Source organism: Actinomadura graeca (genome assembly GCF_019175365.1).
GTDB classification, from domain to species: domain Bacteria; phylum Actinomycetota; class Actinomycetes; order Streptosporangiales; family Streptosporangiaceae; genus Spirillospora; species Spirillospora graeca.
In genome coordinates this window covers 3,093,837-3,108,376 of the sequence record NZ_CP059572.1, presented here as the reverse complement: position 1 = coordinate 3,108,376, position 14,540 = coordinate 3,093,837, and the positions used below count along the sequence as shown (strand labels likewise).

Sequence of the window (14,540 nt, the reverse complement as noted above, 5' to 3'; positions counted from 1 at the left end):
AGAACACCTCTGGAGGACATAGCGATGGAGAACGTGAACGAGTTGATGGCCGACCTGTCACGCCGCGGCGCCTACCTCTGGGTGGAGGCCGACGAGCTGCGGGTCCGCGCCCCCAACGGCGCGCTGAACGACGGGCTGCGCGCGGCGCTGCGCGCTCGCAAGAAGGAGATCATCGCGGTGCTGCGCGAGCGCTACGGCGCCCTGCCCGCGGCGATCCCCAAGATCGAGCCCGCGCCGGACCGGCTGCACGAGCCGTTCCCGCTCTCGGACATGCAGCAGGCCCTCTGGGCCGGCCGGCACGACGCCTACGAGGTCGGCAACGTCTCCTCGAACGCCTACATCGAGCTCGACGCCGGCGCCCTCGACGTGGACAGGTTCACCGCGGCCTGGAACCGCGTCGTCCGGCGGCACGGCATGCTGCGCGCCGTCGTCCTGCCCGACGGGCGGAACCAGATCCTCGCCGACGTCCCCGACTACGTCGTCGACGTGCTCGACCTGCGGGGCCGGCCCGCCGACGCCGTCGCCGAGCGGCTGGAGGACCTCCGCGCGACGATGCCGCAGGAGATGCTCGTCCAGGAGGAGTGGCCGCTGTTCCGCGTCCGGCTGACGCGGATCGACGACGAGCGCACGCGGATCCACATCATCACCAGCCTGCTGATCGCCGACTCGCTGAGCCTCCAGCTGCTCGGACGCGACCTCGCGCTGTTCTACACCGGCGAGGACATCGCGCCGCTGGAGCTGACGACCCGCGACTACCTCGTCGCCAAGACCGCGCTGCGCGGCTCGCCCGTCCACGAGCGCGCCCTCGACTACTGGCGGAGGCGGCTCCCGACGCTGCCCCCGCCGCCCGAGCTGCCCGTGGTCAACGCGCAGCGCCCGGCCGGGCACCTGCCGTTCGTGGCGCACTACGCCCGGCTGGTGGAGCCCGGGCCGTGGGAGCGGCTGAAGACGCGCGCGGGCGACGAGGGCCTGATGGTGGGCGCGGTCCTGCTGACCGCCTTCTCGGACGTCGTCGCGACCTGGAGCAAGCACAACGACTTCAGCCTCAACGCGCCGTTCTTCGACCGCCTGCCGGTCCACGGCGAGGTCAACGAGATCATCGGCAGCTTCACCCTGCCCAACCACCTGCACGTGCCGCCCGCCCCCGGGTCGAGCTTCCTGGAGCGGGCGCGCCGCGTCCAGCAGCAGCTCGTGGACGACCTGGAGCACTGCCGCTGGGTGAGCGGCATCCAGGTGATCCGCGAGATGGCCAAGGCGCGCGGCGGCAGCCCCCGCGGCAACAAGTACGTCGTGTTCAACAGCGTCGAGCTGCACAGCCTCGACTACTCCGCGCTCGGCGAGCTGGCCTACGCCGTCAGCCAGACCCCCCAGGTCTACCTGGAGGTGCGCAGCGGCGAGCGCGACGGCGCGTTCACGTGCACGTGGGACGTCGTCGAGTCGCTGTTCCCGCCCGGGGTCGTCGAGGACATGCTGGCCGCCTTCGGACGGCACGTGCAGCGGCTCGCCGAGGACCCCGCCAGCTGGGACGAGCGCGGCCGCCGCCACCTGCTGCCCGAGGGCCAGCGCGAGCGGGAGCGGACCGCGAACGCGACCAACGCGCCGCTGCCCGCCGGGCTCCTGCACGACGCGTTCGTCGAGCAGGCGGCGAAGTCGCCCGGGCACCCGGCGGTGCTGTCGTCGGCCGCGACCCTGACCTACGGCGACCTGGACCGGCGCTCGACCCGCCTCGGCCGCTGGCTGCGCGTCGAGGGCGCCAGGCCCAACGCGCTCGTCGCCGTGGTGATGGAGAAGGGCTGGGAGCAGGTCGCGGCCGTGCTCGGGATCCTGAAGTCGGGGGCGGCGTACCTGCCCCTGGACCCGGCGCTGCCGCGCGAGCGCCTGCACCACATCCTCGACGAGGCCGAAGCCGGCCTCGTCCTCACCCAGCGGGCCGTCGACGAGCGCCTGGACTGGCCCGGCGGCGTGCGGCGCCTGTGCGTCGACACCGAGCCCCTCGACGACGTGGACGAGACGCCGCTGGAGCCGGCGCAGGGCCAGGACGACCTCGCGTACGTGATCTACACCTCGGGGTCCACCGGCCGTCCGAAGGGGGTCATGATCTCCCATCGCGGCGCCCTCAACACGGTCGCCGACGTCAACCGGCGCTACGGGGTCGGCCCGGACGACAGCGTGTTCGGGCTGTCCTCGCTGAGCTTCGACCTGTCCGTCTACGACGTGTTCGGGACGCTCGCGGCCGGGGCGACGCTGGTCCTGCCCGACGAGGCGGGCCTGCGCGACCCCGCCCACTGGCTGGAGCTGATGGACCGGGGCGGCGTCACCGTCTGGAACTCCGTCCCGGCGCTCATGCGGATGCTCGTCGAGTACGCCGACGGCGTCGGCGTGGGCGTGCCGGGCTCGCTGCGGCTGGCGCTGCTCAGCGGCGACTGGATCCCGCTGACGCTGCCCGGCCGCCTGCGGCGGCTCGTGCCCGGCATCAGCGTGATCAGCCTCGGCGGCGCGACGGAGGCGTCGATCTGGTCGATCCTGTACCCGGTCGGCGAGGTGTCGCCGGAATGGGCGAGCATCCCCTACGGCGGGCCGATGGTGAACCAGACCGTCTACGTCCTCGACGAGGAGCTCGACACCCGCCCGCTGTGGGTGCCCGGCGACCTCTACATCGGCGGCGTCGGCGTGGCCGAGGGGTACTGGCGCGACAAGGAGCGCACCGCCGCGGCCTTCGTCACCCACCCGGAGACCGGCGAGCGCCTGTTCAAGACCGGCGACCGCGGCCACCGCCTCCCCGACGGCACCATCGAGCTGCTCGGCCGCGAGGACTTCCAGGTGAAGATCGGCGGATACCGGATCGAGCTGGGCGAGATCGAGGCGGTCCTGCGCGAGCACCCCGCCGTGCGCGCCGCCGTCGTCCTCGCCGCCGAGGACGACCAGGGCGGGCAGAGCAGCCGCCTCGTGGCGTTCACGACCACCGCGGGCGACGAGGAGCCCACGGCGGGCGGGCTGCGGTCCCTGCTGCGCGACAAGCTGCCCGAATACATGATCCCCAAGACGTTCGTGACGCTCGACGCGCTGCCGCTCACCGTCAACGGCAAGATCGACCGGGCGGCGCTGGCCGCGCGGGACCTGCCGCCGGCCGCCGCGGGCCGCGCCTCGGCGCCGCCGCGCACGCCGCTGGAGGAGCGGCTCGCGGCGCTCTGGTCGCAGACGCTGAAGGCCGGCGACATCGGGATCGACGACAACTTCTTCGACCTGAGCGGCGACTCGCTCCAGGCCGTGAACCTGGTGTCGAAGGTGTCGGCCGAGGTCGGACGCCACCTCACGGTGCGGTTCCTGTTCGCCCACCCCACCATCGCCGAGCTGTCGGCCGCCCTGGAGGCGCCGGAGGGCGCCGCCGCCGCGTCCGGCCGGTCCGGTCCCGCCGCGAACGGCACCGCGAACGGCGCCCCGGCGAACGGCACCGCGGCGAACGGCACCGCCGGGAACGGCGGGGGCTACTCGCGGGAGGTGGGCGACGGCCTCGTCCTCGAACGCCGCGACCTGCTGAGCCTGTCCGCGGCGGGCAAGCTCGAACCGGTCGACGCGGCGGCGCTGCTGGCCATGCCGTCGGTGCTGTTCGAGCAGGCCGGGATCGACCCGTCCGCCGGCGAGGGCATGCTCGACGAGATCTTCGGCGGGCTGCCCCTGCTCGTGGAGATCATGACGACCCGGCTCGGCCGGATCGCCGTGATCATGATCCCGCGGCTCAACACCGCGGAGCTGTACGCCGACCGGGACGGCCTCGTCCGCACCATCATCGACGGCCTTGAGCTGGCGGGACGGCTCGGCGCGAAGACCACGTCCCTCACCGGGCTGCTCGCCTCGGCGACCGACTACGGACGGGCCGTCCTCGCGGCCGTCGAGGGACGCACGGACCTGCCCGCCGTGACCACCGGCCACGACACCACCGCGGCGTCGGTGATGATGGGCGTCCGCAACATCGCGCACCGGTCGGGCCGCGACCTCGCCGAGGAGACCGTCGGCAGCCTGGGCCTCGGCTCGGTGGGCCGCGCGTCCCTGCGGCTCATGCTGGACAAGCTGCCGCACCCGCGCCGGATCCTGCTGTGCGACCTGTACAGCAAGGTCGGCATGATCGAGCGGTTCGCCGAGGAGCTCCGCGCCGGCCACGGCTACCGGGGCGAGATCCGCGTGATGGGATCGACGTCCAGCCTGCCCGAGGAGTTCTACGAGGCGACCCTGATCATCGGGGCCACCAACGCGCCGGACGTCCTGGACATCGAGCGGCTGCGGCCCGGGACCCTCGTCGTCGACGACTCGGTGCCGCCCTGCTACCGCCGCGAACTGGCGGTCGCCCGCGTGGAGGAGCACCACGACCTGCTCTTCGCCGAGGGCGGCGTCCTCCAGGCGGGCGAGCGCATCGCCAAGCTGGTGCACGTCCCCGCGGTCGTGTCCCGGCTGGTCGGCGCCGAGGGCGTCGAGGAGTTCCTGCGCAACAGCCCCGACGCGTCGAGCCCGGAGGGCATGACCAGCTGCATCCTCTCCTCGCTGCTGGCGACACAGGTCGACGCCCTCGCCCCCTCCGTGGGACCGGCCGACTGGGACAACTGCTCCCGGCAGGTCGACGCCCTCCTGGAGCTCGGGTTCGAGGCCGGTCCCATGCAGTGCGACGGGATCCTGCTGACCGAGGAGTCGATCCGCAGATTCCGGGAGCGGTTCGGGACGTCCGCCAACCCCGCCGCCGGGCTGCCGGCCTGATCCGACATGGAGGCACGAGGAACGACGGACGCGGTCCGCGAGCCGCGTGACGGCCGTCGGGCACGGCGGCCCCTTGGCGGGAACCGCCAGGAGTGGCTGCTGTGCCCGCGGCCCGACCCCGAGGCGAGCCTCCGGCTCCTCTGCCTGCCCTACGCGGGCGGACGGGCCGGCGGCCTCCTCGGCCTGGCGGACGGGCTTCCCGCCGGTGTCGAGATGGGCGTGGTCGAGCTGCCGGGCCACGGCGGGCGCCTGCGGGAGGTGCCGTTCACGCGGCTGCGCCCCCTCGTCGCGCACCTGGCCGGCCGGCTCGCCGGCAGGCTCGACAAGCCCTATGTCCTGCTCGGCTACAGCATGGGCGCGCTGCTGGCCTTCGAGGTCGCGCACGAGCTGGCACGGCGCGGCCTGCCCGGCCCGCGGGCCCTGTTCGTCGCGGCCTTCGAGGCGCCGCACCTGCCGCCGGCGCGCCCGCCGATGCACGACCTGCCGAGGGCCGGCCTGCTCGCCCGCCTCGCCCGCTACGACAACGCCGCCGCCGCGGTGCTGGGCAACGAGGAACTGGCCGGGATCATGCTGCCCATCGTGCGCGCCGACATGGCGGTGTGCGAGACCTACGAGCACCGGCCCCGGCCGCCGCTCGACGTCCCGGTGGCGGCCTTCGGCGGCGACGCCGACGCCACCGTGTCCCGGGACGGCCTGGAGGCGTGGCGGGAGCTGACCCGCGGCGGCTTCTCGGTCACCCACGTCCCGGGCGGCCACTTCTTCCTCGACTCGGCGCGGGACGTGTTCGTGAAGGGCCTGCGCGCCGAGCTGGCGCGTCTCACCGACAGCCGGGAGTGATGCCGACATGACCGCCCTGCTGGGACATCCCGTCACGCCGGACGACCCGATGGGCGGCCTGCGCGAGGGGCTGGAACGCGAATTCCGTCCCCTCGCCGACCGCCACACCGACGATCGCCTGCCGCTGGACCTGCTGCCCGCGCTCGTCGAGTCCCTGGAGGGCCACGGTTACGCCATGGACCCGACCGACCTCGTGGCGGGCGCCCTGGCCGGCGAGGAGCTGGCCAGGGTGTTCCCCTCCCTCGAAGGCTGCCTGATGATCACCCAGGGCTGCGCCCGTTACATCCGGCAGGCGGGCCCGCCCGAGCTGCGGGAACGGGCCGTCCCGGGGCTGCTGTCCGGCGAGAAGATCGGCTGCATCGCCTCGACCGAGCCCAACCACGGCTCCAACAACGCGGCCATGGAGACGCGGGCCGTGCTGCGCGGGGACGAGTACGTCATCAACGGCCGCAAACGCTGGATCTCCAACGGCGACGTGTCCGACTACGCGGTCGTCCTGTGCCACGCCGACCTCGAGAACGGCCGGCAGGGCATCCGGCCGGTCATCGTCGAGCGCGAACGGTCCCCCTACCGGACGCGCGACCTGCCGAAGCTGGGGCTCAAGGCGTTCGTCACCTCGGAGATCGTGTTCGAGGACTGCCGCGTCCCGCGCGAGAACTGCGTCGGCCCCGACGGGTCGCTCAGGAACATGCAGCGCATCTTCGACGGGCTGCAATGGTCGCGCTGCCGCCTGTCGCTCATCGCGGTGGGCCTCGCCCGCGCCGCCCTGGACGCCTCCGTCGGCCACGTCCGCGAGCGCCGCCAGTTCGGGCGGCGCATCGGCGAGTTCCAGCTCGTCCAGGACAAGATCGCGGCGATGGCCACCGGGATCGATGCGTCCCGGCTGCTGATCCACCGCGCCCTCGCCGCCGTCCAGGACGGACGGCGCGCCGACCGCGAGGCGTCCATGGCGAAGGCGTACGCCACGGAGATGGCCGTCCGCGCGACATCGGACGCGATCCAGCTCCACGGCGCCAACGGCCTGTCCCCGGACCACCCGCTCGAACGCCACTTCCGAGACGCCCGGACGCTGACGATCGCCGAGGGCACCACCGAGATCCACAAGCTCGTGGTGGCACGCTCCGTCCTCGGCCTGTCGGCCTTCCAATGAGAGGTCACGCGATGCAGACGCCGAGAACCGGCGACGAGGAGTCGCTGCGCGCCACCGTCCGCCGCTGGGGCGAGGACGAACTGCGCCCGAGGGTCGCGACGATGGACCGCGACGCCCTGATGCCACGCGAGCTGATCGACGAGCTGTTCGCCCTGGGCGTGATGGGCGTCGAGATCCCCGGCCGGTACGGCGGCGCGGGCGGCACGTTCGTCATGAGCAGCCTGGTCATCGCCGAGCTGGCCCGCGTCGACCCGGCCGTCGCGGTCTGCGTGGACGTCCAGAACGTCCTCGTCAACAGCGCGCTGCTGCGCTGGGGGAACCCGGAGCAGCAGGCCCGCCACCTGCCCCGGCTGGCCGGTGACACCGTCGGCGCCTACGCGCTGTCGGAACCCGAGGCGGGCAGCGACGCGTTCTCCTTGCGCACACGCGCGAAACGCGACGGCAAGGACTACCTGCTCACCGGCGAGAAGGTCTGGATCACCAACGCCCGCGAGGCCGGCGTCTTCGTCGTCTTCGCCACCGTGGCACCCGAGCACGGCGCCCACGGCGTCACCGCCTTCCTGGTGCCGGGCGCCGCCCCCGGACTCACCGTCGGCCCGAACCAGGACAAGCTCTGCCTCCGCGCCAGCTCCTCCTGCCGGGTGCGCCTCGACGACGTCCACGTCTCCCAGGACGACCGGCTGGGGGAGGAGGGCGAGGGCTACGACATCGCCATCGACACCCTCAACCTCGGCCGGATCGGCATCGCCGCGCAGATGGTGGGCCTGGCGGCCGGAGCCCTGGAGGAGTCGGTGGCCTACGCCAAGCGGCGCCACCAGTTCGGGCAGCCCATCGCCGAGTTCCAGGGCGTGCAGCTCCCCCTCGCCCAGGTCGCCACCGAGCTGGAGGCGGCGCGGCTGCTGATGTACGACACCGCGCGCCTCGCCGACAGCGGACGCCACGTCCCCGAGCTGCTCACCCGCGCCGCGATGGCCAAGCAGTTCTGCGCGCAGGTCGCCGAGCGGGCCGCCTCCCGCGCCGTCGAGACCTTCGGCGGCAACGGGTTCAGCACGTCGCATCCGGCCGAGAAACGCTACCGGGACGCCAAGATCGGGCAGATCTACGAGGGCACCTCGAACATCCTGCTGCGCACCATCGCCTGGAACGTCCTGCAGGAGGCGCCGCGATGCTGAACCGGGCGGCTCGGCTGTCCACCCGGCATCCGCGCCTCATCGTCCTCGCGGCCGTCCTGGTCGCCGTGATCGCCGCGCCCCTCGGCGGCGGCGTGGCGGACCTGCTCACCTCCAGCGGCTTCGACGACCCCGCCTCGGAGTCCGCGCGGGCGGAGAAGGCCCTCGCCGACCGCTTCGACGTCGGCGCGCCCAACCTGGTGCTGCTGGTCACCGTCCGCCGCGGGACCGTCGACGACCCCGCCGCGTCCACCGCCGGCACCGCGCTGACCAGGGAACTGGCCGCCGAGCCCGGCGTCGACGACGTCCTGTCGTACTGGAGCGCGGGCAAGGCCCCGCAACTGCGCGACGGGCACGGCACCCGGGCGCTGGTGATCGCCCGAGTCACGGGCGACGAGGACCGGGTCAACGACCGCCTCACGACCCTCGCCCCCCGCTACGAACGGGCGGACGCCGCACTCGACGTCCGCGTGGGCGGCTCCGCCGAGGTGTCCCACGAGGTCGACACCGCGATCGAGAAGGACCTCGTCCGCGCCGAGACGATCGCCCTGCCGATCACCCTGGTCCTGCTGATCCTGGCGTTCGGCGGCGTGGTCGCCGCCCTCCTGCCGCTGGTGGTCGGCATGATGTCGATCGTCGGGACGTTCCTGGTGCTCCGCCTCCTGGTGACCGTGACCGACGTGTCGATCTACGCCCTCAACCTCACCGTCGCCCTCGGCCTGGGCCTCGCCATCGACTACAGCCTGTTCGTGGTCTCCCGCCACCGCGAGGAACTCCGCGCGGGCCACGACCCCCGCACGGCCGCCGCCCGCGCCGTCACCACCGCCGGACGGACCGTCGCCTTCAGCGCCCTCACCGTCGCCGCCGCCCTGCTGACCCTGCTGGTGTTCCCCTTCACGTTCCTGCGCAGCATGGCCTACGCCGCGGTGGGCGTCACGGTCCTCGCCGGGCTGCTGTCGATCGTCGTCCTGCCCGCCCTGCTCGTCCTGCTCGGCCCCCGGGTGAACGCGCTCACCCTCTGGCGCCGCTCCGTCTCCCCACCCGAGAAGGGCCTCTGGTACCGCGTCGCCACGACCGTGATGCGGCGTCCCCTCCCGGTCGCCACCGCCGCCATCGCCCTGCTCCTGCTCCTCGGAGCCCCGTTCCTCAGCCTCAACCTGACCTCCCTCGACGACCGGGTCCTGCCCTCCTCGTCGAACGCCCGCGAGGTCCACGACGTCCTGCGCCAGGAGTTCTCCGAAGAATCAGGCGCCCTCTCCGTCCTGGCCCCCGACGGCGTGCAACGCCCCCAGATCGACGCCTACGCGTCCCGCCTGGCACGCCTCCCCGGCGTCGCCCGCGTCGACGCCGCCACCGGCACCTACTGCGGCACCGGCACAAAGGACTGCGAACCGGGCCGCCTCCTCGACACCTCACCCCGCCACGCGAAATTCACCGCCGGCCGCGCCACCTACCTCTCGGTGGTCCCGTCGGTCGAACCGATGTCGACGGCGGGCCAGGACCTCGTCCGCGACGTCCGCGACGCACAGGCCCCCTGGCCCGTGCAGGTCACCGGCGAATCGGCCGCCCTCGTCGACTCCAACCACTCACTGCTCACCCGCCTGCCCCTGGCCCTCGCCCTGGTCGCCGTCATCACCGCCGTCCTCCTCTTCCTGATGTTCGGCAGCGTGACGATCCCGATCACGGCCATCGCACTCGACGTCCTCAGCCTCACCGCCACCTTCGGCGCCATGGTGTGGGTCTTCCAGGACGGCCACCTCTCCGGCCTCCTCGGCTTCACCGCGACCGGCGGCCTGAACGCCTCCATGCCCGTCCTCATGTTCTGCGTGGCCTTCGGCCTCTCCATGGACTACGAGGTCATGCTGCTCTCCCGGATCAAGGAGGAGTACGACAAGGGAGCCGACAACGCGACCTCCATCGCCACGGGCCTCCAGCGCGCCGGCCGCATCCTCACCGCCGCCGCCCTCCTCATCGCCGTCGTCATGATCGCCTTCGCCACCAGCCGGGTCAGCTTCATCAAACTGTTCGGCGTGGGCCTCGCCCTGGCCGTCCTGGTGGACGCCTTCCTCATCCGCGGCACCCTCGTCCCCGCCGTAATGCGCCTGACAGGCACCCGCAACTGGTGGTCCCCACCCCCCTTGAACCACCTCCACCGCCGCAAACCCGAGCACCCGCCGGCCCTCGCCGACGGCCGCCACGAAGACAAGCGGCCAGGACCTACCAGCTTGGAGTCACCACAATGAAGAGATCGTTCAAGGACCCGGAACCGGACCACATGCCAGAGGTGCGCCTTCCGATCTCCCTACTCTTCGAGCACCCAACCCCCGAAGCCCTGGTCCGCCACCTGGCAGCAGAACTAGACCAATTGGCCAGTCATTCCCTGACAGGTGAGGACAGTGCAACCGAGGACACGCCTGTGCCGCCTTCGCTGGCCGCGATCTTGATCACACTCGAGCAAATGAAATCGACAGTCGACCAGAGTGCACGCCTCCACGAGCTCCTCAAGCTCGCCTCCCAGCCAAAGAGGAGCCACTGCTGTAACGGTGAGACAGGATTTGCTCCAATATCATGAACAACGGCCGCAGGCTCGCCCGAGTCGCCCTGCTTCCGTCGCAGGAATCGGACAGGAGGACATCTCGGCCTTCTGTGACGAGGGTCCTGGTGAGGAATTGTTCGCGCAAGGACTGAGAAAGTGTTGATCAGATTTACGAGCCGCATAAATATCAGGTTCCGGACGGCATTGAAATCGAATGTCCGGTCCGGTTGAACGGCGCGGGTTCGGCAATCGGGCGCGCCTGAGGCCCGGAGGGGGTGGACGTTCGATCGTTCCGTTGCCCGTTCATGATTTCTTAGGATACCGCTACACGGTATCTCTGCTGGGTGAACAGCTCGTGTACCGCTTGTGTCGCCGCGTCTCAAAGATCTTGGTAAGCAGGTTTCCCTTGACCTCGATCATGACTGTCGCTTAACTGAAGCCGAACTCGCCATAGATCTTGGAGAGGACGGTGGCCATGCGGCCCATCGCGAACACGCACCACGCCGAGGCATGGAACGGCTGGGAAGGCGTCCATCGGGCGCAGAACGCGGGTCGCTACAACGCGATCGTCAACGCCTTCAACGACGATCTTCTTCATGCCGCCGCGATCACCCCTGGCGACCAGGTGCTCGATGTGGGATGCGGCACCGGCCACGTCACGCTGCTGGCCGCGCGCTGTGCGTCCGATGGGCAGGTGGTCGGCGTGGACCTGTCGCTGCCGATGCTGGAGCGGGCACGTGCGGATGCGGCCGAGCAAGGCATCGCCAATGCCCGGTTCGAACAGGGAGACGCGCAGGTCCATCCATTCCCCGAGGGCGGCTTCGACGTGGCGATCAGCCGGGGAGGTTGCTTGTTCTTCGAAGACCCGGTGGCCGCCTTCGCCAACATCCTGTTCGGCCTGCGACCGGGCGGACGGCTGGCGTTCCTGGTTCCGCAAGCAGGAACGTCCGACAGCCCCATCGCCTGTGCCACGGCGGCGTTGAAGCCGCTGCTGCGCGAACCGGCGCCCACCGCTCGCGGAATGGATTCTCTGCTCGATCCGGCCCGTATACGCGAAGTGCTCGGCGCGGCGGGTTTCGCGGACGTCACCATCGCGGCGGTCCAGGCGCCCATGCACTTCGGGCAGGACGCCGAGGACGCGACCGAATTCATCTTCAGCCAGGGGGCGGTGCGCCTCAATCTCCAGAGTGTCGACCAAGCAGTCGCCGAGCAGACTCGGAACGAACTCCGGGACGGACTGCTCGCCTTCGAGACTCCGGAAGGCGTCCTGATCCCCGGAGATGTCTGGCTGGTCAGCGCCGTCCGTCCCTGAGTCTCCATGGCACCGGGCAGAGCCGCGGTCCTCTCCGCGGACCGAGCCGTCGGATTCCGCCGGCGGACCTCATCCGCGGTGAGGATCTGCTCCACCCCCATCGAGCACGGCAACCTACGCATCATCGGGATAGCCGACTCAGCAGGTCTTTTTCGTCGACCTTTCCATTAAGCGTCAGCGGCAGTTCGGAGAGGGGGACGTACACTGTCGGAATCATGTATGCCGGCACGTCGTTCCGCAGAGCCGTCCGTATTTGTTGGGTGGGCATGGGCTCTCGCTGGACGAGATAGGCCACCAATCGGGGAGCGGCCGGGACCGTGTCGAGGAGCACGTGGCAGTCGAGGACCCCGGGCAGGCCGCGCAACGCGGTCTCCACCTCCCCCAACTCGATTCGATAGCCGTTGAGTGCGACCTGCCGGTCCAGTCTGCCGAGGTAGGTCAGTCGGCCGTCCTCGGAGGAGATCACCTGGTCACCGGAGCGATACCACCGGCAGCCCGGTTCAAGATCTTCCCGGAACCTGGCTGCGGTCAGATCAGGATCACCTAGATAACCGAGGGCGAGTCCGGCACCAGAGACCAGGAGTTCCCCCGGCGTCCCCGGCGGAACGGGTCGCAGACGTTCATCGACGACACGTACCCGCAAATCGGAAAGCGGGCGGCCGATGACGCTTCGGCCCGCTGTCATGGCATCACGGGGTGACAGCTTGACGAAGGTTGCGTGGACGGTCGTCTCAGTTATGCCGTACATATTTACGAGCTCAACTTGTTCCCCCATAAGGTCGTACCACGGTCGTAGTGTGCCGGGGTCCAACCTCTCTCCACCGAAGATCACTTTCCGCAGGGCCAGCCGAGGCGCGTGATCAGTGGTGATGACGGCACAGAGCTGCCGAAAGGCAGACGGTGTCTGGTTGAGTACGGTCACCCCTCGGGTACATAGGAACTCTGCGAAGTCGGAGGGGTTTTTGCGTGTGGAAGAGGGAACCATCTCGAGTCGTCCGCCATTGAGAAGGGCACCGAAGATCTCCCACACCGAGAAGTCGAAGGCAGGTGAGTGGAAGAGGCACCAGACGTCCTGGGGATTGAAACTCATATGCTCCTCACAGGCATGGAACAGCCGCATCACGTTGTGATGGCTGACCACGACGCCCTTGGGCACACCGGTGGACCCGGAAGTGAAGATGACGTAGGCGGAGGTTTCCGGGAAGAGGTCTGCCGGAGGTTGCGCGGGCCAAGGGGTGGCCCCCTCGGTCACTTCCGGCAGTCGCAGCACCCTTGCGCTCTGTGCTGCGGCCAGCCGGCCCGCCAGGTCGTCTTCCGCGAGGACCGGCAGCGACATGAACTGACTGAGGATCCGGTCTATGCGGTCCGGTGGTCCGCCGGGGTCCAGTGGAACATAGGCCTTGCCCACACGTAGCACGGCGAGGATGGCCACAATGAGTTCGATGCTCGGCCGCAGCGCCAGACCCACATAGGGACCGGGCGCTGCGTGCTTGAGACGATCCGCAAGTTCGCCGGCCGCAGCGTCGAGCTCTCTATATGTCAGCTCCCGTCCCTCTTCGCAAACGGCAACGTTGTGAGGGCGACTCATCGCGACGATGCTGAAAGCTGCGTAAAGCGAAGATGGCCTGTCGGCCAACGATTCAGAGTCGCGCACGATCTCGTGCGGCTCCCGGGGCATAGAACCTCCTCTGGATGGATGACTTGACTCGCCTGGTCAGGCGCGTGTTGTGGTCATGTTCGGGTGGCGTCGATGCCCTGACCATACCTGCGGCTGTAGATGGTATACGCAAATCCGGTCTTGACTCACTTGATCCGTGGAGTTAGGTTGCTACCGTTGCCCGTTCCAAATGGCCGAAGCACATCAACGCGATCGGCGTCGCTTGAAGGGTTCTGTTCATCGAGTGAAACGAGGCTTTTGTGAAGTGTTGGATCAATGGTGTGCTGTACGATCCAAAAGAAGCTTTGATATCGGTCTTCGACCACGGCCTGATTGCGGGAGACGGAGTTTTCGAGACGATTAAGGCTGTGCGTGGCCGCCCGCTTGTCTTGGCGCGGCACTTAGAGCGCTTGGGACGTTCTGCTCACGGCATGGGGTTGCCCGCCCCCGCCTTGGACGTCATCGAGCGCGGTGTCATGGACGTCCTCGCCGACGCTCCAGCGTGGCCCGTCGGCTGGATCCGGATCACGCACACCAGCGGTATCGGTCCCCTGGCGTCGAACCGAGGCGACCACGGACCCAACACCGTGGTGGCGATCGCCGAGGGCAAGCCGTTCCCGCCGGCCGCAAGCGTGGCGGTGGTTCCGTGGCCGCGCTGCGAGAACGGGGCCCTCGCCGGGCTGAAGACCACCTCCTACGGTGAGAACGTCCTGGCTTTGGAGTACGCACGCCAGCGGGGGGCGGATGAGGCGATCTTCGCCAACTCGGCAGGAGGACTGTGCGAGGGAACAGGAAGCAACATCTTCGCGGTGCTGGACGGAAGCCTGATCACTCCGCCCTTGTCCTCCGGCTGCCTGGCGGGGATCACCAGGGAGTTGGTGCTGGAATGTTCCGGCGGAACAGAGGCGAATGTGGCGATCGGTCGACTTCAGCACTGTGAAGAAGCGTTTCTGACTTCGACGACCCGTGACGTGCAAGCGATACGCATGGTGGACGGTGTCGAGCTCCCCTCTGCTCCCGGGCCGATCACCAGGCAAGTGAAGAACATCTTCGACGTGCTCAGCGCGAAACTCATCGACGATCCCGCCGCTACATTCATCTGACGTGGCGGGGAACCTCCCCGTCATCGCCAC

The 14,540-nt window shown here is 69.9% G+C and carries 8 protein-coding genes; 7 read left to right on the top strand and 1 reads right to left on the bottom strand.

All coding sequences use genetic code 11. The features are described 5' to 3' along the window. The first annotated feature begins 24 nt into the window (after window positions 1–24). The 6 genes from AGRA3207_RS13660 to AGRA3207_RS13630 all read left to right on the top strand — a co-directional run bounded on the left by AGRA3207_RS13660 (window position 25) and on the right by AGRA3207_RS13630 (window position 11,750). Window positions 25–4,746: a non-ribosomal peptide synthetase gene (locus AGRA3207_RS13660; protein ID WP_231334996.1), complete on the top strand. Its 4,722-nt coding sequence runs from the start codon at window positions 25–27 to the stop codon at window positions 4,744–4,746. A 6-nt stretch (window positions 4,747–4,752) separates the two neighbouring features. Beyond that, window positions 4,753–5,583: a thioesterase II family protein gene (locus AGRA3207_RS13655; protein WP_231334995.1), complete on the top strand. Its 831-nt coding sequence runs from the start codon at window positions 4,753–4,755 to the stop codon at window positions 5,581–5,583. Window positions 5,584–5,590: 7 nt separating this feature from the next. Then, complete coding sequence (locus tag AGRA3207_RS13650; protein WP_231334994.1) at window positions 5,591–6,733, top strand: acyl-CoA dehydrogenase family protein; 1,143 nt, start codon at window positions 5,591–5,593, stop codon at window positions 6,731–6,733. Window positions 6,734–6,744: 11 nt separating this feature from the next. After that, window positions 6,745–7,905, top strand: a complete 1,161-nt coding sequence (locus AGRA3207_RS13645) for an acyl-CoA dehydrogenase family protein (protein ID WP_231334993.1) — start codon at window positions 6,745–6,747, stop codon at window positions 7,903–7,905. Beyond that, window positions 7,899–10,145, top strand: coding sequence for an MMPL family transporter (locus AGRA3207_RS39805; protein ID WP_273700040.1), 2,247 nt, complete (start codon window positions 7,899–7,901; stop codon window positions 10,143–10,145). The genes AGRA3207_RS13645 and AGRA3207_RS39805 overlap by 7 nt, the downstream gene beginning before the upstream one ends. A 768-nt stretch (window positions 10,146–10,913) precedes the next feature. Continuing rightward, window positions 10,914–11,750 carry a class I SAM-dependent methyltransferase gene (locus AGRA3207_RS13630; RefSeq protein WP_231334992.1) on the top strand — a complete coding sequence of 279 codons (837 nt, stop codon included), beginning with the start codon at window positions 10,914–10,916 and terminating at the stop codon, window positions 11,748–11,750. Between the two features lie 121 nt (window positions 11,751–11,871). Here the strand turns inward: AGRA3207_RS13630 and AGRA3207_RS13625 are convergent, their stop codons facing one another. Continuing rightward, a complete protein-coding gene (locus AGRA3207_RS13625) occupies window positions 11,872–13,428 on the bottom strand; it encodes an amino acid adenylation domain-containing protein (protein WP_231334991.1) in 1,557 nt (518 codons plus the stop codon). A gap of 260 nt (window positions 13,429–13,688) precedes the next feature. On the opposite strand from AGRA3207_RS13625, the gene AGRA3207_RS13620 reads away from it, so the two are divergent. Continuing rightward, entirely contained in the window at window positions 13,689–14,510 is an 822-nt protein-coding gene (locus AGRA3207_RS13620) for an aminotransferase class IV (protein ID WP_231334990.1), read from the top strand. The last annotated feature ends 30 nt before the right edge of the window (window positions 14,511–14,540 follow it).